Source organism: Chryseobacterium luquanense, assembly GCF_026460945.1.
Taxonomy (GTDB): domain Bacteria; phylum Bacteroidota; class Bacteroidia; order Flavobacteriales; family Weeksellaceae; genus Chryseobacterium; species Chryseobacterium luquanense.
Genome location: NZ_JAOVZV010000021.1, coordinates 1 through 23,760, shown reverse-complemented (window position 1 = coordinate 23,760; position 23,760 = coordinate 1). Strand labels below are relative to the sequence as shown.

The window sequence follows — 23,760 nt, the reverse complement described above, 5'->3', positions numbered from 1 at the left end:
ATGCGCTTGCGAAATCCAATGCTACTCAGCGTTTTTATTAAACCACACAATATATGATTCCACGGCTTTTTTGATAAAATCCTTGGTGCCGCCTTCTTTCATATTTCCTTCCTCATCAAAGAGGTCATTGACGTGAGCAATATAAACTTCAGGTTGTTGCATTGTCGGCATATTGAGAAAGACAAGACTTTGTCTCAAATGGTGATTTGCTCCAAAAGCAGATAGATTCCCAGGTGAATTACTGAAGATAGCAGCTGGTTTTTTATCCCAAACACTTTTTCCATAGGGTCTGGAACCAACATCAATTGCATTTTTCAAAACTGCAGGAACCGACCTGTTGTATTCCGGAGTAACGAAGATCACGCCATCAACATTTGCCATTTCAGTTCTGAACTTTGTGACTGCATCAGGAACTTCGTTGTGGTCATCAAAATCCTGATTGTACAATGGAATTTCACTTAGATCGATTAATTTAAACTTAAATCCTTCCGGTGCAAAATCTAAAAGTGTTTTGCCAACTTTCTTTGAAAATGATTCTTTACGCAGGCTTCCTGCAAGAATTCCGATTACTTTGCTCATAGCTTTATTTTTTTAAGAAATTTTGCAGCCAATTGACTGCAAAAATTAAATTAGAATGAAATAATTACATCGTCATACCACCATCAATCGCAATGGCCTGACCCGTCATATGTTTTGCCTGAGAAATAAATATCACAGCATCGGCAATATCTTGTGGCGTTTGATCAATTCCCTGAGGAATCAAAGATGTTTTGTTTCTTTCCCAAGATTGTTCTTCAGTCTCACCTTCCAGCTTCCATCGGTCTGCTACACCGCCTTCTCCACGCCACATTCCTGTACCTACGATTCATGGACAGATTGCATTCACCGTAATTCCTGTTGTCGCTACCTCTTTTGCAATACTATTAGTAAAACCGATCACTGCGAATTTCGAAGCAACATAATGAGACAGATGTGCCATTCCCATTTTCCCCGCAATAGAAGCACTGTTGATGATTGCACCCGAACCTTGAGGTTTCATAATTTCTAGCTCAGCTTTTGTGCTTACGAATACACCTTTACTGTTTACCGACATTATTTTATCCCAGTCAGCAGGTTCTATCTCTTCGATGCTACCGATGCCTACCACACCTGCATTATTCACCGCAACATCCAATCTACCGAAAGTGGAGACCACCTTTTGAAGCGCAGCTCTCATAGATTCCAGGTCTATAACATTAGCTACAAGCCCTAAAGCTTGACCACCATAGGATTCGATATCTTTCACTGCAGTTTTTAAAAGTTCTTCATTGAGATCGGCAATGGCCACAGACGCACCTAACTTAGCAAATTCGATAGCAATAATTTTTCCTATTCCTCCTCCGGCACCTGTTACAAATACCACTTGATCTTTTAAATTCGACATAATTTCTATTTTTGAATTGATTTATAATTTATTTTCGTCTTTTTTGATCTTAACAAATTTACATTGATCTTAACTCTATATCAATGTGTAAATGGAAGGAGTATATATCTAAAAGATTGATATTAATTATTATTGCAAGAAAAAACTACCAAAACAATATCTTATATTTTATAATCGACTGAAAAGTGGGATCTATTTAATTTTATTTAAAATATTGGCTCTAAAACTAGCTTATAGCTGGGCAAGTCTGATTCCTGTGAACTGCCACTTTAAGCCAGTCTGAAAGAAGTTGCGGTATGTATTTCTGCTGTGTCCGCTTGGCGTTGCTTCTGAAGCGCCACGCAAAACCATTTGATTGACCATAAATTTGCCATTGTACTCTCCTACTGCGCCGGCTTCTTTCTTAAATCCTGGATAAGGCAAATAAGCAGAGTTCGTCCACTCCCAACGGCTTCCCCACTCAAAATGATTGGAGGCAACTTCCCACTCAGCTTCGGTTGGCAGACGCATTCCTTTCCAGGAAGCGAAGGCTGAAGCTTCATAAAAGTTGATGTGACAAACGGCATCATTTAAATCTAATTCCTGAAGTCCATTTAAAGTATAATTCATCCATTGCCCGTCAATCAAATGCCAGTACAGAGGAGATTTAGCTTCATTCTGTTTCACCCAATCCCAGCCTTCTGCGTGCCAATGTCTGAAATCATTATAACCTCCAGCTTCCATAAATTCTAAATATTCCTGGTTGGAAACCAAACGATTTGCGATTCCAAAATCATTCAAATAAACCTTATGCCTTCCCAATTCATTATCAAAACTGAAACCTTCTCCTTGAAAACCGATTTCATAAACACCTTCATCAAAGTGAATCATTTCAATAGTTTCAGAATGTTCTTTCTTCGAAATATCTTCATTTTTATACGCCGGAAAAAGCGGATTGTGACCTAAAATATATTTGATATCAGTTAACAACAATTCCTGATGCTGTTGCTCGTGATTGAGGCCGAGTTCGAGTAAAGGTTTGATTTCTTCCTTTAAATATTCGCTTTGGAGGAATGCATCCATTTGCTCATCAACATATTTTCGGTATTTGTAAATATCAGAAACGGACGGACGGCTCAGATTTCCTCTGTCGGTACGGATAACTCTGGCGCCAATCGTTTCATAGTAGCTGTTGAAAACAAAATTATACTGAGCATCAAAAACCTGATAACCGGGAAAATTGGGTTCCAAAATAAAAGTCTCGAAAAACCAGGTCGTGTGACCCAAATGCCATTTTGGCGGACTTACATCGACAATTGGCTGAACGACATAATCCTCGATTTCTAACGGCTCGCAGATTTTAACAGAATGATTTCGAATCTGTGAATATTTTTCTGCCCAATTGGTTATAGAATTTGATTTTGTAAGAACGGAATTTTGTTTCATTGGAGTTTATTTTAAAATTAAAGAACTTGCCAAATTGAATCAACAAACCAGTTTTTGGAATCTGCAATCTCATCAATGATATGAAATTTGGAATCTCGAGCGAGTTTGCTAATGTCGTCCTGAGAAAATTTTTGTGAGATTTCCATATCAATCAATTCATTTTCGTCGAAGCGAAAAATCTGGTTTCCGATGTGTACATTTTGTTCAGTCAAACTCACAAGATAACTTTTGCAAGCACCTGAAATTGGGTCGTAAGTTTGGTAATGCTGGAAATTCAGGACATCAAAATCCGCTTCCAGTTCGCGGTTCATTCTGATGAGCAGATTAAGATTGAACGATGACGTGATTCCTGCAGGATCATTGTAAGCCTTGAGAATGGTATGTGGGTTTTTCTTTAAGTCAAAACCTATCAGTAAAAGATCACCATGATTAAGTTTTCTTTTAAGTTCACGACAAAAATGATAAGATTCATCCAAATCCATATTTCCAATATTCCCACCCAAAAAGAGAACCACTCTTCTTCTGTTTGAAATAGAGGTGGCCTTATCGAGCATTTCAAAGTAGTCCCCTTCCAAAGTAATGATATCTAAAGAAGGAAATCGATCTGAAAATTTCTCATTAAGCACAGAAAGAATATTTCCCGAAATATCAATGGGCATATAAGTAAATTCCAAATTTTGTTTTACAAGATGCTCCAATAGATACGACGATTTCATTGCATCACCCGCTCCAAGTTCAATAAGATCAAATGGCTCTTCATTAACCAATATCGTATCCGCCAGTTCTTTTGTCTTATTTTTAAATATATCCAACTCACAATCTGTGAGATAATATTCAGGCATCTTCATAATATCCAGAAAAAGCTCATCACCTGCTTTATCGTAAAAATACTTGGACTTTAATTTTTTTGGGGTTTTCTTTAAACCTTCAACAACATCAGATCTAAAATTATCATTAGTGACAGTTCCAATATATTGTTCTGTATCAAGCTGTGGTTTCATATAAAATTTTTTTAGACGAGTACAACAATCTTACCGCCACTCTGATTAGATTCCATAAAACTTTGGGCCTCAGCAATTTCTTCCAATTTAAAAATCTTTTTAATTACGGGTTTAATCTCTTTGGCTTCAACCTTTCTTATAAATTCCTGAAAATATTGGCCGTCAACCCTTATTTTTCCAGAATCATATATTGTGAGATATGAGGCAGCCTGAATAAAATCCATCGGTGCAAAATCTTTGATAGACCATTGCTCAGAAAGCATTCCGGTCATACAGACGATTCCTCCCTGTACAACTGATGCTAATGAATCTTTTAAAGTGGATGTTCCCACCAACTCTAAGATTTTATCAATTTTAATATTTTGTTTTGATATTTGATTCGAAAGATTTCCATCATCAATCAGAACTCTATCAGCTCCATTTTCAATCAATAAATTTTGTTTGTCGATATTCCTGGTTGTACTGATGACTTTAAGGCCTTCGGATTTTGCGAGTTCTGCTGCTAAAAGACCGATGGAAGAAGTTCCACCACGAATGAGCAACGTTTCTCCCTTATTAATCTTAAGCGCTGAATGCAGCGAGCCGTAAACCGTCTGGAGCATTTCCGGCAGAGCACCAAGAATTTCCCAGGGCAAATCACTTTCAAAAGAACTTATAATTGATTTAGGTAAAACTGCAAATTCAGCATAGCTTCCATCAAAGTCTCGTCCCATTCCTCCCATAAAAGCTGCGACTTTCTGGCCTTTTCTGAATTCTCCACTTGGATCTTCAACTACTTCGCCCACGCATTCAATTCCCAATATTCTGGGGAAATGGACACTTTCGGAGTAGCCTTTCCTGGTCATTATTTCTGAACGGTTCAGTCCGAAAGCTTTGATTTTAATCAAAACCTGATCTTGTTTCGGTAACGGAATTTCTCTTTTTTCCAAACGCAAATTCTCTGGTCCGCCTGCACGGTATAAAACAGCAGCTTTCATAATCTTATGTTATGAAGCTTGTGACACTGTTACATTATTGAAAATGTAGCTGAATATTTTCCATTGGTTTTCTTCCTGCCGAAGCACAAAAAAATCTCTGCTTGTCTTTTGTACTTTTGAAGTACCTTTTGGATCAATTTCAGATGTATTTGCAACTGCTTCAACAAATCCAAAATTATCTTTGACATCAATTTTCAAATTATCAAACTTAATTTTAAAGTCTTTTTCTGTAAGAAAATTCGACCTTGACCTTCCTATTTCACCTTTCTTCAATGTGCTAAAACCATCAGGCATAAAGACAGCATCCTCTGAATAAAAGGATAGCACACTTTCGATATTTCCTGAATTAAGAGCTAATTCAAAATTCTGAATACTCTCCTTAATTACATTTTTGTGATGATTCATCATTTCTAAATTAAATATTTCGTTTATGTTCATTTGTTTCTTAGAATCTTTTAACAAAATTGATATTATTACCCAAGAAGCGCCAATAAACAAATACAAGAAATATTATTGAACTAGTTTAAGATTTTGATCGTCTTGCAATTATGTTTTGGCAGCAGGTAGCTATATAATACTGCTACTTGTAATCTTTAGTAAAACCCATAAATATTATGTACTAGATTATTTTAGGATGAAATCGAAATGTTGAGACATCTCTATTGATTATAAATTTGCACTGTGAAATTTTGACCTATTTAATATTACACTCCTCGATATTTTGTATCGCATTTCACCTGTACAAATTCGTTTTTTTAATTCATTGAATTATACGTAACCAAAGGATCCCATCAGGATTAGCATCAATTTGAATTACTGTTTCAAAAGTAAGTTATCATTAGCCCCACATACAGCCTTTGCCTAAAGTTAAGCCTGCATGGGAAGAATAAATCTTCCCATTTGTATCAAAATCAGCCAATCTGACCAGTAAGATTTCTATAGAAATATTTCACTAACATAGTAAAAACTTTGTGGAATAAATAGAGAGAATGACACTAAAAAAGATATGACCTGATCGATACTGAAATTATATCATCCCGGCTACCCAGATTGACAAGCTTCGATGAATGGTTGAATGGCATCTGCATCAAAAAAAACAGGGAATTATAATCTTTGACAAAGTTGTGAATAAGAAGATGAACATATTTATAAGTAATGTAAAAACTGCTTTGCTTTTATTAAGTAAAATTAAATAATCATTCTCCTACTTAGAATATAATATAATCTTTTACCATATGGTAAATCAACTGCCAAAGCCTTTTGCTAATTTTGTATTAATGAAAGAACTCACCAATTATATTTTGCAGTTTGGTAATTTAAACCAACAACAGATTGACTTTATTCTCAGCAAAGCTGCAGAGATCAGTCTTCGTAAGGACGAATATTTTTCAGAGGCAGGGAAAATACCAAAACAGGTCGGATTTATTCTGGAAGGAGTCGTTCGTTTCTGCTATTACAACAATAAAGGCCTGGAAATTACCCATCATTTCATTGATGAGAACAATTTCGTGTCGGATCAGCAAAATTTTGAGACACAGATTGTTGCTACCGATTATATCGAAGCTGTTACTGACTGTAAACTCCTTGTCTTTTCAAAGAAAGACTGGGACGAGATCGGAAACACCATCGTTGGCTGGCATGCGATCACCAATCTGATCCAGAAAAACTGTCTTCTAAAAACAATTGAAAGAAGAAGTCCGCTGGTTTCAGAAGATGCCACCACCCGCTATCTGACATTCATTGAGAAATTTCCGGCCTTGGTCAACAGAATTCCGCTTTCTTACGTTGCCTCCTATCTTGGAATTACCCAACAATCGCTGAGCAGAATCAGAAAAAATATCCGTTAAAATTGCTTTTTACCATTTGGTAAACGTTATCATTCATCAGATTCCGAAATTTGTATCATTAATTTAAATAAAATAAAAATGGACAAAAAAGTAGTTTTAATAACAGGAACAAACAGTGGATTCGGATGGCTTACAGCACAGAGCGTGGCCGCATTGGGACATAAAGTGTATGCCACAATGAGAGATATCGAGGGAAAGAATGCTGAAAAAGCAAAGGCTTTGGGACAAATTGAGAATATCACCGTTCTGGATGTTGCACTAACTGATGAGCAAAGTGTTAATAATGCTTTTAACAAGATTATAGCTGCAGAAGGTACCATTGACGTATTGGTCAACAATGCAGGAATTTCTATGTTTGGCGTGGCTGAAACTGCTACTCCAGCTGATCTACAGCATATGCTGGATGTAAATACGATAGCTCCCTGGAGATTAATGAAATTAGCGTTGCCTTTTATGCGCAAACAGTCGGAAGGTTTGATCATCAATGTTTCAAGTGGATGGGGCAGATTTTCAGCTCCTTTTTCAACGGTCTATGCCTCTTCAAAATTTGCGTTGGAAGGATTGAGTGAAGGTTTACATTATGAAGTCCGGTCATCAGGAGTAGATGTTGCGATTGTTCAGCCGGGAGCTTTCCCTACTGAGATGTCACAAAAACTTGAGGTTGGTTCTGACCCATCCGTCGGTGAAGCTTATCAAGCCATCGCAGACCTTCCTAACAAAATGTTCACCGCAATTGGCGAAATGTTTGAAAATGGAAAGCCAAATCCTCAGGATGTTGCCGATGCAGTGGTTAAACTGATCAACACGCCTCAAGGACAAAGACCGTTAAGAACTGTTGTTGATCCGTCAACTGGTCATATTGTTGAAGCTGCAAACGAGGCAATTGCCACTCAATACAGAAAGGTTTTAACTGCATTTGGAATACAGGATATTTTGGTTTAAGCAACCTTATAGCACTAAAAATTATTTCACTAATTCCTCAAAGGATAGATAAATATTATTGTAATACTTAAAATATTCCCATCAGATTTTCTAGATTTTTGTACAAATAAAAAGAAATTTTGATGGGAATCATTATTTTACAGCATTTGAATAATCAGTTATGTAATTGATTATAATAAATATTTTGATTTTATAGCATCTTACACAGAATAGGCAGACAGACACCTTACCCACGCTGCAACATTCAAATGGAACTAAAACTGAAAGACTGATATGTACGACAGAATTAAAGAAAGCTTCGACAGACAAGGTTTGATGAAAACCCTGAATGCAAAACTAATGAGCGTGGAAAAAGGCGAAGTGAAGATTTCCAGCGAATTCTCGGAAGCTTTGACGCAGCAGCACGGATTTTTCCACGCCGGAGTTGCCACTAATATTGCAGACAGTGCGTGCGGTTATGCTGCATTGACGCTGATGCCAGAAGATATGGAGATATTGTCAGTAGAATTTAAGATCAATTTTATGAAACCCGCTAAAACTGACAATCTGATTGCCGTGGGAAAGGTTTTGCAGCCTGGAAGAACTTTGACCATTTGTGAGGGCTACGTCTACGACAGTTCCGAAGAAAAACTGATCTCTAAAATGACCGCCACGATGATCTCTGTTAAAAAATAGACTGTTTTATGATACAGATAATTGGTTATGCCGCTTTAACTTTAAACCTCATTTCGATGTCGATGAAGAATATTCTCTATCTGAGGGTTTGCTCACTTACCACCAATGCGATCTATATTGTTTATGGTGTTTTGATGAATGCGCCTCCGATGTTTATCGGATGCTCGATCGGTGTGCTCCTGCATTCCTATTATATTTATAAAATAATGAGATTGAGACTTCAGAAAAGCGAACAAACATTTAACAGCCAAAACATTACTTAGGTAAATTTGCAGAAGAATTGATAATTAATAAAGATTAAAAATGAGTAAGAGCGTTACAATTTTGTATCAGGCGCAAGAGCCACCTGCAGTAGATGGCATCAAAAAGCCAATGAAATCGGGCGGATATTCCGACAGCGGTGCAGATATCGCCTACTCGTTGCATCAGCAAGGCATTGAAGTCATCACACCTGTTGAAGATCCCGCCGTAGAAATCGACCTGAATTGGGTTTTTCCTGATACAAAGGAAGGCATTCAAAATCTATGGAAAAAGGAGCCAATGTGTTGTGGGTGAACACCGTTCTATTTACAGGACATCCGATTGAGAAGGCAACAGCATAAGGGATCTCTATTACGGAACAAATTCCCGCAGATGCAGACAGGTTTGATGACAAATAGCAAACCAATTTAATCCTTATCGAACATTATCAAAGATCATCTTCTTATCAGTAGTTTTCCAATAAATACTGTTTTTTAAATCTGGAATATCAGCATCAGGCAAACACTTTTCAATCATTGAAAGTAGTTTTTCGGCATTAACATAATAATAAGATCGTTTTATTTCACGAGGATTATTATTGTAATTGAAAATAATGCAAACTATCTTGTTAATGAATCCTTTCTTAGGTTCATATATTACAGGCTTTGTAAAAAACATATTAAACTTAAATGTTAGTCGAGGAAACTCATGAGAAATTATAATATCATCAAACGAATTAATATCAATTTTTCCCAGCATAATTGAATCCTCAATCACCAGATAATTATCTTTAAAATAAATATTACTAAAATCCATGATCAACGTATTTAGAATATCTTATTGGATATGCATTTCATATTCTTGCTGTATTTTATGAAATAATACTTAGAGGCAGGTCCTTTGATTTTCTGTAAAAAAGAATATATTCCATAAAGGTATTTTCTTCATCATCATTATCAATAAAGATTCCTGGAGCATCTTTTGGCATTTGTAATCCCACTAGCTTTCCTCCCCCATGAAAGACTAGTTGGTAGTTTTCCAACGGATATAGTTTGACTGTTTCATTTTGAATGCCCTCAACATAAGACATTTCAGCCTGTTCTATCTGTTCTGGTGTATAATACATGGAGATGAAAATGTTTTTTTGTCTCAGCTTGGTAAGTTCCCTATATTTAGACAAATCTTTGTTTCCAAAAGCTAAAGTATATTCCTGATAAACTTTCCATAATTGTTCTTTAAGTACCTCCTTATTTTCTTTTCTCAAATCAATCCCATCTTCCCAATTTATTAATGTATAAGGTACATTGACAGAAATTTTTTTTTCAACTATAAAAACACCTTTATTATCTTTTTCAAAAGGTTCTGTTTTATATTTGAAAACAACTTTCCTTTCTCTTGGAAATCCTTGTGGATATTCATCTATATTCAAAATGACTTCTGCACCTTGCGGAAAAGGTTTTCCTTCTACAACAGAAATCATTCTCAAAGAAATTTTCTGTTCACCTTTTTTTGGAAAGAAACTATTAACAGGTAAACGAAAAGCGGTTGCACCAATATTGTAATGAAAGTAAACTGGAACATCATTAATTAATATTTCATAAAAACAGCCACGTGCATCTATAAAAAGTTCGTATATAGGATTCATATATTTATTATTATTTTATTATAAAAAAGGACACTACATTAATTTCATTTTTATTCGATTCTACTAATTTGTCTATTTTATAATCATACAACGAAATATCCTTTTGCGGATTTTCTTCTTCATAGGCTCTTATTTTAACATTAATCATAGAACCATCATTTTGATAATAGTTTTTATCCAGTGGTTTTATACTAATTGAAATATGTTGTTCTTTATTTTTATTATCAAGATATACCGATGAAATATTTTTTCTTGAAGTAGAAGTTGCTAACACATCTCCTTCATCTAATTTATAGTCATTGGGAGCATATTTTTTTGTTTTATTATTTCGAAAAATGTAAGTTGAATTATCACTATTTTGATAGTATTCTTTATTATTAAGTTTAACATTTACCTTACAGCCTCTATTTTGAATTAATATTTCATATTTGGGATTTTTTATATCATTTAGTGTGACATTTTGTTGAATTGGAAGGTAACCATTCCTTACTTTATCTTTAATTTGATTTTCAATTTTTGGAAATACTACACGAAAATGGATAAATTTATCTTCCTGGCTTTCATCATACCCTAAAAGTAATATTTTGTCTCCTTTATCCCATTTTATCCCATTCAGAGTTAATATACTTGATTTATAATTATCGCCATAAATTTTAATCATTTCGTTCTTTATTTCTTTAAATTTTTCTTTGGTATTTGGAACGGAAGAATTGAAAATTATTGAAGCTATATTGTTGTTTGAGTCGGTATTTATAATAATATTATCAACTTCCATTTTTCCACTAAACAATTTAGCAATTATCCTTTTGGAAGGCTCAATATTGATTTTAGGTGCATTATAGATAATAGAGGTGATTTCTTTTTTGTAGTCGCCTTTCCTTATTGTATCTACCTTCTCTTCATCCTTAATATTGTTTTCTTTGTAATTGAAAGATTTTTTCCTAAAAATTAATAATGGTTTTTCATCATTATATTTTTCATCAATAAAAATTATTTTATTCTCTTTCGTGAAATAAATCTTTGAAAAAAAAGTTTCAGGATTAATATTTTGAAAATCATAATCATCTATAGACATCGATTTTTGATAAACTAATACTGGTGTATCACTTTTTTGACAACTTATTAAGACAAAATTAATAAGGAACATAAACGTAATTGATTTTAATAAATTATTTTTCATCATCTGTATAAATTTTTCGGGTCCATGCCAAACATTTTTTTCTTTCTTTTTGAGTGAAAAAACATAAAAACATAAAGAAACTTAATAATGTTTTTAATTACAATGATCACAACTCTTATCTGAATAACAATAATTTCCCCGCATTATTCCTATAAAAAATTGCACTTTCAATAAAATGCAATTGTTCCTCATTAGAATTCACATCTTCTAAAATTAATCCAGGGGAATTTCTCATTTTTTCTAAATAAACTAGTTTGCCATTATAACAAAATTTAAGAGTGTATTCTCTTATTGATATTAAATTTAGATTATGACCTTCAAATGAATCAAGAGCTTTATTTAAATAGTAATTTCTTTTAATCTCATCTAAGTAATGGGCAGTAGCAAAATCATTAAATCTTATTTTAGTAAAATCGTTATAATTTTTTAAATCATTCTTAATTATAAAAGCCGCTAAAATTTCATACTGCTTGTAAACTTCTAACAGTAAATGATCTTTAGATTCGGAAAAAAAAGAGTAATTAATAAAACTATGTTCTATTGTATATGGCAATATAGCTTCAAAAACTAAAGCACTTTCAAAAAAAGACTTCTCTTGTAATGTTTCATTATTTGTATAAGACTTTATTAATTGTTTTTTTAAATAAAAATCATTTGCATCTTTCACATAAATATTTAATTCAATTTTACTCTCTTTATTAAAAGTTTTATTTTCAAAAAGTGGAGTAATTCTAAATTTGACATTTTGTCTACCAGAATTGAACAATAAATTATTAATTGGAATATCTGTTGCGATTTGAGGTTCATTATAATAAGAAAAACAAGGTATGTCATTTACTTCAATTTCAATAGAACATAAAAATGCTTTTATCTCGATTTTATACATAGGATGATTCATGCCAATTTTTATTTTTGATTATATTCTTTTTTCAATTCATTAAATTTCTCCTTGTAGAAACTTTTATCATTACTTGATGGTGATATCTGTAATTCTTTTAATATTATTTGTGAGTTTTCATCCCGAAACTTTGTCAAGTTCAAAAATTCGCTGTAAAAAATTTCATCAAAGAAATTGGGCAGTTCAATTTTATTTATACCTGTTAAAGCAAAACGTTTACTACCCTTCTCATATTCAAGACCAAGTATCATTTCTTTAGATTCCCATTCATTAACCAAAATATATGGATCATTATTCTTGAGTTTAATTTGCCAAAAGTTAGCATCATTTGAAATTTCCTTGGAAAGATTTTTATATAAATCCTCTGTATTATTGCTAGAATTATTTTCAAAATATCCTTTGAAACCAACTATTTCATTTTCTTTGTTAAAATAAACATCCATATAATCCAGCTTTTCAATGTTGAATGGCTGCCATTTTTCCTGAATTTGAACACCTTGTAAAACTATTCTATTATGCAAAGTGTCAACATAGTCATTATATCGTAAATTATAGACCTTATGCCCTTTTATAATATTTTCATAGGATTCTTGTATTATATTTAAATCTATTTTTTCAGTTTTTGATTGACAAGAAATACTTGTTAAATTTACTAGACCTAGCAAAATTAATATATACTTAATTTTCATCTTTTTTGTTATTTAAATATTCAATTTTTTCTGGACCAATTTGATTTTCTTTTAATATTTCAAATGTTTCGTCTATTTTAGGAATTACCGAAATTTTTCTTCTGCTGAATACATTTTCTACGATTACAACCCTCACATTCAAACCTTTAAAAATATAGCTGTTTTTTTTATAAGGTCCCTTATTATCTGTACCTAGTTCTTCAACAATATCGATTCCAGAGTTTATGGATATTTCTGCATTAAGCTTTTCCATTTTTTCACCACTTGGTAAGATAATAACATTTTCTTCATTACTCTTTATACCTCCTTTAACCCCAAATGGAATACTCAAAATTGCTTTTCTATTAGACTTTTTATTATCAAAGCCATTTATTGAATTATAAACTACTGTAAATTCCCCAACTAACTCGACATTAACATATGCAAGTATAAAAATATCTGTTTCTGTAACCCACTCAATGGACTTTCTTATAAGTTTTGTTATTTCACCTATGCCATAAACTTTTATATTATCTGTAATGATAAATAAATCAACCTCAAAATTAATACCTATTAGAGGAGCCAATTTCAGAGACCCACTGAGCATTGTTACGGCTTTATGATTATGTTCTTTCTCAAGAATATGTCCAAAATTCCATTTAAAGGCTAGAACAATATTTGGTGAGACGAGCTTAAAACTAAAGTATTCAGTAAACCCACCTGCACTTGCATTTTCAGAGTTATTACTATCAAATTGATCTAAAAAGCTTTTTAGATCTGCTAGTTTTTTTATGATGTTTTCTATTTTATCAAGTCCAAACTTATGAATATCCCCATTTACTTTAGTTGAAATATCAGTAGAAAAACTAAATCCTTTATATTCGCTAGATAGTTTAAATCGATCCGAAAATTTCAAACCTTGTGCTCTTTGATAATCAGTTAAATTTTCCTTTATTCCACCACTTAGTGTATGAGTTTCACCAGTAGTGATTATAAAGGAAACCTCCCATTCTATATCCGGATAAACATTTATTTTTGCAATTTGGTTAGGATAACGACAAGTTGATATGGGAACAAAATACGTCTGTGCTAACTTATCATTTAAAATAAAGTAATTAAAAACCCATAATGTATTTAAAGCTTCGTTTGGAATACCATGTGATGTATAATTTTGAATCCCTTCCAAACTTGTTTTATTATATAAATATCTAGGCATAACAGTCATTTTGTCATCACTATCAATTTTATAATCAACACCTTCTATCCATTCCTGCGCATCGCTTACACTTCCTGAAGCCGCTCTTTCTTCATCTGGAACAGCATCATAGTCATCTTTTTGAGTAGTGTCCTGAACAACTACAAAATTACCATCCTGCATTCTTAATGCGGGCATAACTCTGTCTAATTGAAAAATATTCTTTTTGTCGGTATGTTTTTGTCCTTTTTCTAATAGCACTCCTTGGCAAAACTCTCCCTTATTTTTTAATTTGTCAAGAGTAATAGAAATATTTTTTCTAGCATCTCCCGTTATAATAGTAAATACCTTAGCTGTCTGGTCTATTGGGTTTTCTGTATCCTCTTCATTGAAAATAACCATTGAGTCCCTTTCTTTATCATCTTCATCTTTTAAGGTAATCTTTGAATATCCACAAGGATCATATTCTCTTTTGGTGTAACGAATATCTCCAATGTATTGAATCATGTTTGTCTTTTGCAACTCAAGTCGAGAAAGATAATCATCCATCAGTTCTTCTGACACTATAAATCTACTTGATATGGAGGGCTTATCATCTAAGTCCTGTAACCCTAAGACATTTGCATCATAATTAACAAGGTCATTTGTAGGTTTGTCCGCAAAGTTTCTATAGTCAACCCTTTCTTCTTCTTCCGAATCATAAATGTATCCGTCATCAATCCAGGTCTTGTATATCTCAACAATAACTGTAAAATTTTTCTTTTCCGATTGATTTTTCCGCCATTCAATTTCGATCGGAAAACTATAATTAAGATATACATTCCAATTATCGCCGGAGAACTTATCCGGTATATTGATTATTTCAGGTTTTTTCCAAAGGTTTGCGGATCTGAATTGTTTAGTTTCGGTAAGCCCTACAGCTTTCTCTTCTTCTAACAGATACAGTTTGGCCTTGTATTTAATATCTTTTTCTAAATTATAACCATGTAGTGCAATCTGTAGATTTACAATATCGCCATATCTTTTAGTCGCCTCACTATCATTAAAATAGGCATATTTGATATGGGATTTGGCCAAGGGGACAAAATAAAAATAGAAACCGCTTCCAGGTTCTGTACTAAATAATTCGATTCTTTGCTTAAAGCCCAAATAATAACTACTACTTTCAGATGGAGAAAAAGAAAGCCTACTCCCGACGCTGTAATTTTTTCCTAACCCTAATCTAGCCACAGACTCCTTACCTCCACTCAAATTGCCCCATAAATTGTTAAGCTTATCCGGTTCTTATTTTATGCTTTCAAAGAACTCGTTGTAAATAAAAGCCCACCTTGCATTGTCTACAGTGAATTTTACATTTTTTGTATCAGGTGCCACACAACGTTCATTTACTATAAACTCGTTTTTATCACTTGTATATAAACGAAATGTAGATCCTTTAGTAACTTTTTCTAATTTTCCATCATTGGTTTTCCAATAACAATATTCTAATCCTTTTCCCATGATTATTTAGCATTTAGAAATTCATAAGGCTCTTTCTTTTCAAAATCCTTCATATTAGCTATTGGTAATATATGAGACATCAACTCTTCATCCGCGTTCTTAAAATTTTTCGCAGTCGGTTGGGCTATCTGTCCGCTCATTAGAACTTCAACACATTGCGGTCCTCCAACTGCACATGTTGCCTTACTGTCTTCTAGTAAAACATATCCTCCAGGCGGATCGTACTTTTCTTTTTCATAATAACCATCCCATTTAGTAATGCTTGGAACGCAGGGATTATTATTCATTTTAGCGCAAGATCCAAATGTTTTCTTTTCGAATGGGAGACCAATATCCTTGTTGGTAGCAATCAATTTTTTCGATCCGTCCGGATCATTTGCGTACCATTTTTTATGTGTAAGAACTACCAATTTATCGGGAGCTGTACCAAATTTGCATTTACACAATGCACCGTGAACTACTTTTTCTTTTAAGGCCATTAGATTTGTGTTTTATTTAAAATATGAATTTTTGAGAACTTCTATCCTCCTAAAATATCATATATATAATCCATAAAAGTTTTTTTCCTTTTGGGTGGTTTAAAATGATTTTTGCTTTCATTACCATTTACCTCAAACATACTTTTTACTTTTTGGGGTTCTTTTTTATTATCCTCAGTGTTGAGTTGATATTGAGTGAAATTATTTTTTTTTAAAATGCTTTCATTACCATCTTCGTCCTTTGAAAAAACCTCAAAATAGGCTCTGGTATGCATCGGGAACATATAATAGATATCTAAATCAAAATGCACTTTAAGCCGCATTAGATATTTTGGTTCAGAATTATTTTCTTGAGGGTTAAAATATGGATGGGCTTCAATTTCATCTGAAACAAAATCGATCCGAATAGAGTTATAGTCGGTTATTTCTGGATCAAGTTTTTGCATTCCCGAAAACTCGATTGGAGGATGATAAGGTAAAATTGCTAATAGTAAATTTGTCTTAACTTTCAAATCTTCCTGATACGATACATACTTAGGATGGAATAACAAATTCCAAAACATATCATGATCCATTGACTGTTCAAACCGGACTTTATTGGAGATTTTTTTGTTAAAGTAATTTAGTAAAGAATCTGTGGCTTCTCCAATGTACTTTTTACTGATAGCCGATTTATTTTTCTCCCATCTATTTAAAATTTGATTATGATTGGTAACGCCATTGAGTGGAATTCCTGATTTATCAATACAAGTTTGAATGGGATAAATTGATTTACTAACCAAGCTTCCAATATTTTCACTTACTAAATTCGGTTCGTGTTGATTAAAATAAATATTTTCTTTATTAATATCTATCAACCATCCATCAGAATGTTTATTTATATAAATGGTATTATTATAATCTATTCTTTTGTAAGGCTTACTTTCACTATGATCATAATACTTTACTGACACACCATATCTGCGCTCTTTTAGACCATTAAGGTCCAAAGACAATGTATTGTCTTTTTGTAGTTTAATGAGCTTAGGTGCATCAAATTCTTTCATATATTTTATTGTTTAAAAATTCAACTGATTTATTTTTTGAGTTTCAACTTTAATTCAAAATCGATAGTAAATGCTATGTTATAGTATCTCTATTAATAAGTCAAAAATATGGTTTCATTCTCCATCAAAATATTCTTTTCCGCTGCGGTCTACCCAACCTTTCTTACCATTAGGATATTCGAATCTTGCAAAATTGGCAATATATGGTTCAATATTTTTATACTTTGGTGTTTTGCCAATATTTGGATAAAAAGTTTTTAAACCTTTTTTTTCCAAAAGAATATAATTATAGTAAGAAGTTATTTTAGCGTATTTGTAAGGAAGTGTTTGTTTTTCATCCATAAAATTCCATACACCATATTTCCCATTTTTCTTTAAAATAATATATGATGTACTTAAATAATAATCTGGAACTGTATATAGTATTCCACCAGAATCTTCCCATTCAGATTCTTCTAACAACTTTTTTTCATTATTGATAAGCACTGCATTAGAAGTACCTTTAGGCAAGGCTTGTTTGCCAGAACGATAACGATCTTCCCTGCTTCTGGCTGACCAGTAATAATAAACCGTATCTTTCTTTATTTCATACTTATCAATGTTTGGCATATCTGGGTCTAAATCACGGGGGATTTCTCGGAACGAACTATATTTTTGAAAATCGGTTCTTTCTTTTTCATTGATAAATAATCTCCTATTTGCTAATGAATCTAAAACTTGTAGAGTACCTTTTCCATCATAATAAATAACTTTTTGATTTTTTATTATGATATTTCCATTAAATCTTTCATAGAGACTTTTCGATTTACCCTTGCTAGCAATCCAGTAATATTCATGTTTTTCGTTGTGTCTTGGGATGATAGAATCATATTCTGCGTGAAGAGCCAAAGAATCGGAGCCATCATCTTTTTTCAGTCCGTACTTCCCATTTTCCATAAAAGTTTTCAACTGTCCCGATACTGAGATTGACACAAATAGAAAAACTATTATCAGTCTAAAAGATGGTTTCATTTCTTTTGGGTTTCTGTTGTTATGATTTTAAAATATTGATTATCCACTCCTGTTTCCTGCATAGATTTCCTTTGCCATTGGTAAAAGCTTTTGTATTCAAAATCCGGGTTTATTGTTATTTCGCTGTCTTTTTATATACCTACATTACTGTTTTTTCATGTTTTTTAGTTTTTTAATCTCATTCTCAGGATTCTTCAGGTCATATTTTTGAATGTCTTTTGCAAACTTGCTGTAATTTATTTTCTTTACACGAATCATTGTTGAGGGTATTCTTCCTAATCTCCCGCTAAGGCATCCTGTTTCAAACGCATACTTCATACTACCTGCCTTAGGATCGTATTCGTTATCATGTGAAGTGATAGTATCCTTACTTTTATAATAAGAATATAATAGTTTACCATTATCCTCTTCTGATGTAAATTCCAAATTGCACTCTTCAAATTGATCTTCTCTGGTAAAACCCATTTGTACTGTAATAGGCAGGTAAATGAATTTCTTAATTCCTCTGTCTAAACTCAAATATCCACATCTTCTGGAATCATTCACCGCTTTCAGGTACACAAAAGAAGCTCTCTCGGGTACTTCCAGAAGATCACGTCCATCAGATCGGTAAATAATTGTGTTTCCACGAACCTCTAGTGCAGAATAACATTGATAATCATTACTTTCATAATATTTAACAGTAGAGCACGATAGACAGGTAAATGAAAACAGGATATAAAATAAACTTTTTATTTCTTTATTTTTAATGATTCTACAGATGTGGAAACCAAAGATTCTTTGTTATTTTCCTGCATATATTTCCATTACCATTGGAAAAAACTTTTATATTGAAAACCATCTTTATATGCCTCGCTAGCAGTCTGTCTATAATCCAGATAATTTTCTAAGGTTTTTCCTTGTTCTTTTCCATAAGAAAGAATTTGGGCTTCTTTTACTATTTATTATTTTCTAAAAGAGCTTTCTCTCTGTTTTTTCTCTGCCATTCTTTCGATTCTTTTTCTGATTGTATTCTGCGTTCTTCTTCTTTTTTTTCTATTTGTTCCTTTAATTTTTTTAAATCATACTTATCACGAAATAATTTGGGGAATTTATTGTAGTCTATTTCTTTTACTCTTCTTAATGTATCAGGGGTGTTTATGTCTTCTAATGCCCACCATGAATCAGGTGTACCCTCAAAAGATTCTGATTCTTCTTCAATCGCTTTCTTTATATCTTTTTTAAATTTATAACGATATTCTAAAGCATTGAAATATAATTCTTGCTGATTATCATCCATTTCTTTCAACTCTTTCTTATAAACGTATTCCTCACCACTATCCCATTTCTTTTTAATCGTTCCAGAATAGTATAATTTTTTGAAAGCATTAAGTTCTACTGGAAGATAATATAATCCATCTGTATACAAAGGAGTACCATCTGAAAGTATTTGATGATATATGTAAATATATTGACCATGTAATGATGTATCCATATAAATATAATTTGAACCTGACCCATATTCTTCCGCATGCTTGGAAATACGGAAAATCGTTCGTCCTGTATCTTTATGATATTCTAATGTAAAATAGTCTATAGGGGTACCATCTTTATTTTTCTTTGTATTTTCCGCTTCAAAATACAGAACCTGAGACTTACAGCTTTGCAATCCAAAAAACAAAAGTAAGAAGTAGATTAATATTTTCATTTTGTAGTAATTGTTTTTGGAATCAAATATTGGTTGTATTTTTTACCATCAGGTCTCATCACCTCCCACTGCCATTGGTAGAAACTTTTCCGGTTAAAATCTGTAATGGGATTTTTATTAGAATCTTGATTATAATCCATAAAATTTTCTTGAGTTTCATCTACATAAATCCACTAATGTTTTATTAAATTTTATTTTCTTTACTGTTTTGTTTGGATAATAAATTTTCCAACATATTACTTTCTTCCTTATTTTTTGACGAATACGAATTTTGTCAATTATCATATCATTAGAATATTCTTTTGTAAATCCATCTAAAAAAGAATTAGTATTACAATTATATTCGGGAATAGATATATATGCTTCCCCAATCATTTGATATCCCATTATTTCTAACTCTTTTAATTTGCCATTTCGATAACCTTTTTTATAATTAAAAATTGTACTATCCTCAATGCCATTCTTATAGTTGGTTATAAAATAAGTATTATCATCAATATTAATTCTATATAAGCCAGTTAAAAGGGTTCCATTTTTTTTATTGAAATTCTGAAAATTAATTATAGGTTTAGTTCTCGTACTATAAATAGTATCAACTTTTATTATAATATCACTCTGCTCAATGGTAATGGTGTCTTTTTTTATTTGACAAAAAATAAAATTACTTGTAAATAAAATTGAGAAGACGATTAAAATTTTCATGGTATTAATTCTAAATCTGTTTTATCCTCCCTCATTTTTTTCCATTGCCATTTCCAAAAACTTCTGTGTTCAAAATTCTAATTAGATGAATCATAATATGTAAAACCTCTCTCGTTAGTATGTATATAGTAAGTAAGTATGTCAATTCTTTGATTTGAATTTTTTATATGAACTTTTACTTGGTCGTAGTAATTTTTATTTTTTGTATCATAAAGAAATATATTTTCTGGACACATAGAAAATATATATTTAGAAACACCATTAAAACTACCATCTAACGGGTCAATCTTTATATTATCAAAATTTGTATTTATGAAAACATTTTTGGGAGTTATTTCATATTCAATTGTTTTTTGAATTTTGTTAAAATTGAAAATTGTTTCATATGGTAGCTGACTTTTAAAAAATGTTGTTACAGAATCATATTTTTCCAATGTCCATTTATATTTTTCACTTTTAAGGAACTTTTTATTCAATTTCCTATAATGTGTGTATTTTTCAAGTTTACCATTTATGTTGTAACTTTCTTTCCACCAAATTATATTTTTGTTTCTAACATATAAGACATCATTTATATAATGACCATCTTTATATTCAGCGTATTTATAAAAATTTTTTGAAATTTTTATTTTGTGTTTTCCATCAAGTGGTTTTCCATCATTATTTCTATAAATTGCATTACAATCACCGCTATTATCCTCTTTAAAGTTTGTAAATTCTTTATAATCCGAGATTTTTATTTTCTGTGCACCACAGCTAAAACAAAACGCTGTTATAATTATGAATAAATATTTCATTTCAATCCCTTTTTAACTAAATGTTTGCTATCTCTTAACTCGTCCTATTGCCACTTCCAAAAACTTCAAAGGACTTGTACGCATTAATTTTTAATATCGAAAAGGCTTTTATATTTAGATAATTTAGATTTATTCAATTCTTCAGCAAAAGGATAATATCCATCTGATTTTGGAACAATTTTTTTCCCTTTAATAATAAATTGTAGACCTGTTATATTATCAAATAAATTAGACTCAAAATTATTTTTGTTCTGTGAAAACAGTATTAAAATATTATTATAAATTGTATACTTACCTTCTGAAACTGTATAGACTTTTAAATCTCCACCATCTAAAGGAGGTAAAGAGACGAAAGTAAATGAAGAATCAGTTTTATCTAATACTAACCGTAGTGATTCATTAGAATAAATTTTATATTTATGATCTTTATTTATTTTTACTTTGATTATTACTTGAGAAAATAATAATTGACTTATTAATACAATTCCTAATAAAAGTATTTTTTTCATGTCTATTGTATATTTTTATTTACCTTTTTCCATTGCCAGTACCATAAATAATATTCCTCTTTTGGAGTATATATATTAGGTTTTTGATTATACGCGTCTACAGGATTGTTTTTCATACCTGAATAATCCATAATATTCTTTGTAGTCTGTGCTTTATAAGTAAAAGTATCTTTTCCATAATTTTTAATATCGTAAGAAAAAGTATGTGGTAATCCTAAACCATGAAGACATTCATGAGCTATTGTTTCAGCATCGTGGCTTCTAAACATGATTCCATAATTACTAGTTGGGGAAGAATAACCCTTCTCTATACTATTCCCAGATTGTGAAATAACATCAAGAAAATACAATCTGAAATATTCACTTCCTAAATAATCAGGAAACTCTTCAGTTAATTCTTTTACTAATATTTGCCCTAATTCATTGTCTCTATCATTCATAATCCAAGCTTTTTTAACTGCATCATAGTTAAGATGGCATTTATCCTTAAATTCGTATTTCTCTTTAGAAATATCTAAGTTAAATTTTTTACCATTTTTATCTTCTGTCAAAAACTCAGGACGAAGCATACATTGATTTAGTACTTTTTCAAAAGTTGATAATGATTCATTAGAAACTTTACCATTTGCATCGGATGCTGTTTTAACTTTAATAATCAAAACTTTCTTTTTCTGTACAGCAGTAGTGTTAATGAATTTAATAATTCCTGCTAAACTTTCTACTTTATTTTTTACTGAATAAATCTGAATAGCTTTTGTGGTATTATAGAACAAGTCAATTACTCCCATTTTTCCACTTCTTGCTTTACATTTAATGGTTAATGATTCTAGTTCAGATGGGTTTTCAATCTTATATTTGCTTAATCCAATAATTGGGTGTTGATCCGTGATTTCTAGTCCGTCAATTTTAAAGATTAAGTGGTCTGGTTTTTCATCAGTTAAAAACTCAATATGCATATTAAGAATTGCCTCATAACGACCATACTTTTCATTTTCAGGAAAAAGCCCAATAATAGATGAATAATAAGTTTTTTCTACTCCACCTCCTCTTGGTGTGTAGCTAAAAGCTTGATACATTTGTTTTAGTTTATCTAACGAACTGTCAGTAGGTAAATATTGGGGGTCTTTTTTGAAAAATTCTTTTGCACCAGTAATATTTTTATCAGAATCTTTCTCTATGATATACCATTGATTTGGGTTTGTAATAAACATATCTTTTAATAATGAAACATCATTTTTATCAATTCTTTTATTGACTTCCTTGTCGTCATATTTGTAATATTTGCCAACAATTTCATTAAAATCTACATCATCTAATAAAGTAGAATTTCCTTCTCGAAACCAATCAAAAGCAAACTCTCCTCTCCAATCTTGTTGTGGTCTTAAATGGACAATACATTTGGCATCTTCTTTTGTTACAGGTGGTTTTCGATTAACTCCAAAGCTTACCCCATCATTACCTTTCAGTATTACCTTACTACCGGAGTTTATAATTTCCTCTTTGGCAAAAGACAGATCATTACCACCAATAATCTCTATAATATCTCCGTCTACTATTGTGATCTTGCTCATGTCTTATTGATTTGTTCCTTTCTCTGCAGAATTGTTTTGCACTTCTTTTTCAGAATGAAATTCATTAGTTCCTTTACTTTGGGTAACAATCTGCCCTTTGCTGTCTTTTATCCTGTCTTTTTCAATTTGGCTTTCTTTATTACCTTTTATGTATTCTACCATTTTACCCATAACATTGGTCATAAAATTAGCCCCTACAGATAGATTCTTCATTACTCCCACACTTTCTGTATGGTTCATTGTTATAGTGTCAGATTTATTCATCCCAACATTAGTTGTCATATTTTTTCCAACATTAATATTAATATCTTCCCCCGCCGTAAACGTCATATTCTTCGGTGC

Annotated in this window: 30 protein-coding genes; 5 read left to right on the top strand and 25 right to left on the bottom strand. The window is 31.9% G+C overall.

Annotation, left to right across the window (positions count from 1 at the left end; translation table 11 throughout):
• Window positions 1-21 precede the first annotated feature (21 nt).
• The 7 genes from OEA66_RS17435 to OEA66_RS17405 all read right to left on the bottom strand — a co-directional run bounded on the left by OEA66_RS17435 (window position 22) and on the right by OEA66_RS17405 (window position 5,264).
• Window positions 22-579, bottom strand: coding sequence for an NADPH-dependent FMN reductase (locus OEA66_RS17435; protein WP_267282591.1), 558 nt, complete (start codon window positions 577-579; stop codon window positions 22-24).
• A 64-nt stretch (window positions 580-643) separates the two neighbouring features.
• Window positions 644-850 carry a hypothetical protein gene (locus tag OEA66_RS17430; RefSeq protein ID WP_267282590.1) on the bottom strand — a complete coding sequence of 69 codons (207 nt, stop codon included), beginning with the start codon at window positions 848-850 and terminating at the stop codon, window positions 644-646.
• Window positions 851-865: 15 nt separating this feature from the next.
• Window positions 866-1,423: an SDR family NAD(P)-dependent oxidoreductase gene (locus OEA66_RS17425; protein WP_267282589.1), complete on the bottom strand. Its 558-nt coding sequence runs from the start codon at window positions 1,421-1,423 to the stop codon at window positions 866-868.
• Window positions 1,424-1,654: 231 nt separating this feature from the next.
• A complete protein-coding gene (gene egtB, locus OEA66_RS17420; RefSeq protein ID WP_267282588.1) occupies window positions 1,655-2,848 on the bottom strand; it encodes an ergothioneine biosynthesis protein EgtB in 1,194 nt (397 codons plus the stop codon).
• Between the two features lie 17 nt (window positions 2,849-2,865).
• Window positions 2,866-3,849, bottom strand: a complete 984-nt coding sequence (locus OEA66_RS17415) for an L-histidine N(alpha)-methyltransferase (RefSeq protein ID WP_267282587.1) — start codon at window positions 3,847-3,849, stop codon at window positions 2,866-2,868.
• An 11-nt stretch (window positions 3,850-3,860) separates the two neighbouring features.
• Window positions 3,861-4,826, bottom strand: a complete 966-nt coding sequence (locus OEA66_RS17410) for a zinc-binding alcohol dehydrogenase family protein (protein ID WP_267282586.1) — start codon at window positions 4,824-4,826, stop codon at window positions 3,861-3,863.
• Window positions 4,827-4,835: 9 nt separating this feature from the next.
• The gene (locus OEA66_RS17405; RefSeq protein ID WP_267282585.1) at window positions 4,836-5,264 is read right to left on the bottom strand and encodes a YybH family protein; all 429 of its coding nucleotides are present in this window, start codon (window positions 5,262-5,264) and stop codon (window positions 4,836-4,838) included.
• Between the two features lie 839 nt (window positions 5,265-6,103).
• Between OEA66_RS17405 and OEA66_RS17400 the strand changes: the two genes are divergently transcribed.
• The 5 genes from OEA66_RS17400 (at window position 6,104) to OEA66_RS17380 (ending at window position 8,845) form a co-directional block, all read left to right on the top strand.
• Window positions 6,104-6,673, top strand: coding sequence for a Crp/Fnr family transcriptional regulator (locus OEA66_RS17400; RefSeq protein ID WP_267282584.1), 570 nt, complete (start codon window positions 6,104-6,106; stop codon window positions 6,671-6,673).
• A 78-nt stretch (window positions 6,674-6,751) separates the two neighbouring features.
• Window positions 6,752-7,615 carry an SDR family oxidoreductase gene (locus OEA66_RS17395; protein WP_267282583.1) on the top strand — a complete coding sequence of 288 codons (864 nt, stop codon included), beginning with the start codon at window positions 6,752-6,754 and terminating at the stop codon, window positions 7,613-7,615.
• 273 nt (window positions 7,616-7,888) lie between these two features.
• The gene (locus OEA66_RS17390; protein WP_267282582.1) at window positions 7,889-8,290 is read left to right on the top strand and encodes a PaaI family thioesterase; all 402 of its coding nucleotides are present in this window, start codon (window positions 7,889-7,891) and stop codon (window positions 8,288-8,290) included.
• 8 nt (window positions 8,291-8,298) lie between these two features.
• Window positions 8,299-8,553 (top strand): hypothetical protein, encoded by a 255-nt coding sequence (locus tag OEA66_RS17385; protein ID WP_267282581.1) that lies wholly within the window; start codon window positions 8,299-8,301, stop codon window positions 8,551-8,553.
• A gap of 40 nt (window positions 8,554-8,593) precedes the next feature.
• Window positions 8,594-8,845 carry a hypothetical protein gene (locus OEA66_RS17380; RefSeq protein ID WP_267282580.1) on the top strand — a complete coding sequence of 84 codons (252 nt, stop codon included), beginning with the start codon at window positions 8,594-8,596 and terminating at the stop codon, window positions 8,843-8,845.
• A 120-nt stretch (window positions 8,846-8,965) separates the two neighbouring features.
• Here OEA66_RS17380 and OEA66_RS17375 read toward each other — a convergent pair whose 3' ends face one another.
• From OEA66_RS17375 to OEA66_RS17290, 18 genes are all read right to left on the bottom strand, one after another.
• On the bottom strand, window positions 8,966-9,346 hold the full coding sequence (locus OEA66_RS17375) for a hypothetical protein (RefSeq protein ID WP_267282579.1): 381 nt from the start codon (window positions 9,344-9,346) through the stop codon (window positions 8,966-8,968).
• A 55-nt stretch (window positions 9,347-9,401) separates the two neighbouring features.
• Window positions 9,402-10,175: a hypothetical protein gene (locus OEA66_RS17370; protein WP_267282578.1), complete on the bottom strand. Its 774-nt coding sequence runs from the start codon at window positions 10,173-10,175 to the stop codon at window positions 9,402-9,404.
• 10 nt (window positions 10,176-10,185) lie between these two features.
• On the bottom strand, window positions 10,186-11,358 hold the full coding sequence (locus OEA66_RS17365; RefSeq protein ID WP_267282577.1) for a hypothetical protein: 1,173 nt from the start codon (window positions 11,356-11,358) through the stop codon (window positions 10,186-10,188).
• Window positions 11,359-11,470: 112 nt separating this feature from the next.
• Window positions 11,471-12,253: a hypothetical protein gene (locus tag OEA66_RS17360; protein ID WP_267282576.1), complete on the bottom strand. Its 783-nt coding sequence runs from the start codon at window positions 12,251-12,253 to the stop codon at window positions 11,471-11,473.
• Between the two features lie 8 nt (window positions 12,254-12,261).
• On the bottom strand, window positions 12,262-12,942 hold the full coding sequence (locus OEA66_RS17355; RefSeq protein ID WP_267282575.1) for a hypothetical protein: 681 nt from the start codon (window positions 12,940-12,942) through the stop codon (window positions 12,262-12,264).
• Window positions 12,932-15,367 carry a hypothetical protein gene (locus OEA66_RS17350; protein ID WP_267282574.1) on the bottom strand — a complete coding sequence of 812 codons (2,436 nt, stop codon included), beginning with the start codon at window positions 15,365-15,367 and terminating at the stop codon, window positions 12,932-12,934. The genes OEA66_RS17355 and OEA66_RS17350 overlap by 11 nt, the downstream gene beginning before the upstream one ends.
• Before the next feature lie 33 nt (window positions 15,368-15,400).
• Window positions 15,401-15,616, bottom strand: a complete 216-nt coding sequence (locus OEA66_RS17345; RefSeq protein ID WP_267282573.1) for a hypothetical protein — start codon at window positions 15,614-15,616, stop codon at window positions 15,401-15,403.
• Window positions 15,617-15,618: 2 nt separating this feature from the next.
• Window positions 15,619-16,095 (bottom strand): DUF4280 domain-containing protein, encoded by a 477-nt coding sequence (locus OEA66_RS17340; RefSeq protein ID WP_267282572.1) that lies wholly within the window; start codon window positions 16,093-16,095, stop codon window positions 15,619-15,621.
• A gap of 41 nt (window positions 16,096-16,136) precedes the next feature.
• A complete protein-coding gene (locus tag OEA66_RS17335) occupies window positions 16,137-17,141 on the bottom strand; it encodes a hypothetical protein (RefSeq protein ID WP_267282571.1) in 1,005 nt (334 codons plus the stop codon).
• A 114-nt stretch (window positions 17,142-17,255) separates the two neighbouring features.
• Window positions 17,256-18,152: a hypothetical protein gene (locus tag OEA66_RS17330; protein ID WP_267282570.1), complete on the bottom strand. Its 897-nt coding sequence runs from the start codon at window positions 18,150-18,152 to the stop codon at window positions 17,256-17,258.
• 144 nt (window positions 18,153-18,296) lie between these two features.
• Window positions 18,297-18,713 carry a hypothetical protein gene (locus OEA66_RS17325; protein WP_267282569.1) on the bottom strand — a complete coding sequence of 139 codons (417 nt, stop codon included), beginning with the start codon at window positions 18,711-18,713 and terminating at the stop codon, window positions 18,297-18,299.
• Window positions 18,714-19,089: 376 nt separating this feature from the next.
• Window positions 19,090-19,839 carry a hypothetical protein gene (locus OEA66_RS17320; protein WP_267282568.1) on the bottom strand — a complete coding sequence of 250 codons (750 nt, stop codon included), beginning with the start codon at window positions 19,837-19,839 and terminating at the stop codon, window positions 19,090-19,092.
• Window positions 19,836-19,979, bottom strand: a complete 144-nt coding sequence (locus OEA66_RS17315; protein ID WP_267282567.1) for a hypothetical protein — start codon at window positions 19,977-19,979, stop codon at window positions 19,836-19,838. Before OEA66_RS17315 ends, OEA66_RS17320 begins: the two co-directional genes overlap by 4 nt.
• A gap of 16 nt (window positions 19,980-19,995) precedes the next feature.
• Window positions 19,996-20,541 carry a hypothetical protein gene (locus OEA66_RS17310; RefSeq protein WP_267282566.1) on the bottom strand — a complete coding sequence of 182 codons (546 nt, stop codon included), beginning with the start codon at window positions 20,539-20,541 and terminating at the stop codon, window positions 19,996-19,998.
• 77 nt (window positions 20,542-20,618) lie between these two features.
• Entirely contained in the window at window positions 20,619-21,338 is a 720-nt protein-coding gene (locus OEA66_RS17305; RefSeq protein WP_267282565.1) for a hypothetical protein, read from the bottom strand.
• An 83-nt stretch (window positions 21,339-21,421) separates the two neighbouring features.
• Window positions 21,422-21,847 carry a hypothetical protein gene (locus tag OEA66_RS17300; RefSeq protein WP_267282564.1) on the bottom strand — a complete coding sequence of 142 codons (426 nt, stop codon included), beginning with the start codon at window positions 21,845-21,847 and terminating at the stop codon, window positions 21,422-21,424.
• A 2-nt stretch (window positions 21,848-21,849) separates the two neighbouring features.
• Window positions 21,850-23,418, bottom strand: a complete 1,569-nt coding sequence (locus OEA66_RS17295; protein ID WP_267282563.1) for a zinc metalloprotease — start codon at window positions 23,416-23,418, stop codon at window positions 21,850-21,852.
• A 3-nt stretch (window positions 23,419-23,421) separates the two neighbouring features.
• On the bottom strand, window positions 23,422-23,760 hold a 339-nt coding region (locus OEA66_RS17290; protein ID WP_445986220.1), incomplete at its 5' end, for a bacteriophage T4 gp5 trimerization domain-containing protein.

Coding starts and splice junctions, on each gene's coding strand:
- OEA66_RS17310 (WP_267282566.1), bottom strand. CDS start 20,541: ATGAAAATTTTAATCGTCTTCTCAATTTTATTTACAAGTAATTTTATT.
- OEA66_RS17335 (WP_267282571.1), bottom strand. CDS start 17,141: ATGAAAGAATTTGATGCACCTAAGCTCATTAAACTACAAAAAGACAAT.
- OEA66_RS17305 (WP_267282565.1), bottom strand. CDS start 21,338: ATGAAATATTTATTCATAATTATAACAGCGTTTTGTTTTAGCTGTGGT.
- OEA66_RS17345 (WP_267282573.1), bottom strand. CDS start 15,616: ATGGGAAAAGGATTAGAATATTGTTATTGGAAAACCAATGATGGAAAA.
- OEA66_RS17320 (WP_267282568.1), bottom strand. CDS start 19,839: ATGAAAATATTAATCTACTTCTTACTTTTGTTTTTTGGATTGCAAAGC.
- OEA66_RS17330 (WP_267282570.1), bottom strand. CDS start 18,152: ATGAAACCATCTTTTAGACTGATAATAGTTTTTCTATTTGTGTCAATC.
- OEA66_RS17340 (WP_267282572.1), bottom strand. CDS start 16,095: ATGGCCTTAAAAGAAAAAGTAGTTCACGGTGCATTGTGTAAATGCAAA.
- OEA66_RS17380 (WP_267282580.1), top strand. CDS start 8,594: ATGAGTAAGAGCGTTACAATTTTGTATCAGGCGCAAGAGCCACCTGCA.
- OEA66_RS17405 (WP_267282585.1), bottom strand. CDS start 5,264: ATGAACATAAACGAAATATTTAATTTAGAAATGATGAATCATCACAAA.
- egtB (WP_267282588.1), bottom strand. CDS start 2,848: ATGAAACAAAATTCCGTTCTTACAAAATCAAATTCTATAACCAATTGG.
- OEA66_RS17300 (WP_267282564.1), bottom strand. CDS start 21,847: ATGAAAAAAATACTTTTATTAGGAATTGTATTAATAAGTCAATTATTA.
- OEA66_RS17360 (WP_267282576.1), bottom strand. CDS start 12,253: ATGAATCATCCTATGTATAAAATCGAGATAAAAGCATTTTTATGTTCT.
- OEA66_RS17395 (WP_267282583.1), top strand. CDS start 6,752: ATGGACAAAAAAGTAGTTTTAATAACAGGAACAAACAGTGGATTCGGA.
- OEA66_RS17315 (WP_267282567.1), bottom strand. CDS start 19,979: ATGGATTATAATCAAGATTCTAATAAAAATCCCATTACAGATTTTAAC.
- OEA66_RS17355 (WP_267282575.1), bottom strand. CDS start 12,942: ATGAAAATTAAGTATATATTAATTTTGCTAGGTCTAGTAAATTTAACA.
- OEA66_RS17415 (WP_267282587.1), bottom strand. CDS start 3,849: ATGAAACCACAGCTTGATACAGAACAATATATTGGAACTGTCACTAAT.
- OEA66_RS17295 (WP_267282563.1), bottom strand. CDS start 23,418: ATGAGCAAGATCACAATAGTAGACGGAGATATTATAGAGATTATTGGT.
- OEA66_RS17425 (WP_267282589.1), bottom strand. CDS start 1,423: ATGTCGAATTTAAAAGATCAAGTGGTATTTGTAACAGGTGCCGGAGGA.
- OEA66_RS17435 (WP_267282591.1), bottom strand. CDS start 579: ATGAGCAAAGTAATCGGAATTCTTGCAGGAAGCCTGCGTAAAGAATCA.
- OEA66_RS17430 (WP_267282590.1), bottom strand. CDS start 850: ATGTGGCGTGGAGAAGGCGGTGTAGCAGACCGATGGAAGCTGGAAGGT.
- OEA66_RS17400 (WP_267282584.1), top strand. CDS start 6,104: ATGAAAGAACTCACCAATTATATTTTGCAGTTTGGTAATTTAAACCAA.
- OEA66_RS17375 (WP_267282579.1), bottom strand. CDS start 9,346: ATGGATTTTAGTAATATTTATTTTAAAGATAATTATCTGGTGATTGAG.
- OEA66_RS17390 (WP_267282582.1), top strand. CDS start 7,889: ATGTACGACAGAATTAAAGAAAGCTTCGACAGACAAGGTTTGATGAAA.
- OEA66_RS17410 (WP_267282586.1), bottom strand. CDS start 4,826: ATGAAAGCTGCTGTTTTATACCGTGCAGGCGGACCAGAGAATTTGCGT.
- OEA66_RS17370 (WP_267282578.1), bottom strand. CDS start 10,175: ATGAATCCTATATACGAACTTTTTATAGATGCACGTGGCTGTTTTTAT.
- OEA66_RS17365 (WP_267282577.1), bottom strand. CDS start 11,358: ATGATGAAAAATAATTTATTAAAATCAATTACGTTTATGTTCCTTATT.
- OEA66_RS17385 (WP_267282581.1), top strand. CDS start 8,299: ATGATACAGATAATTGGTTATGCCGCTTTAACTTTAAACCTCATTTCG.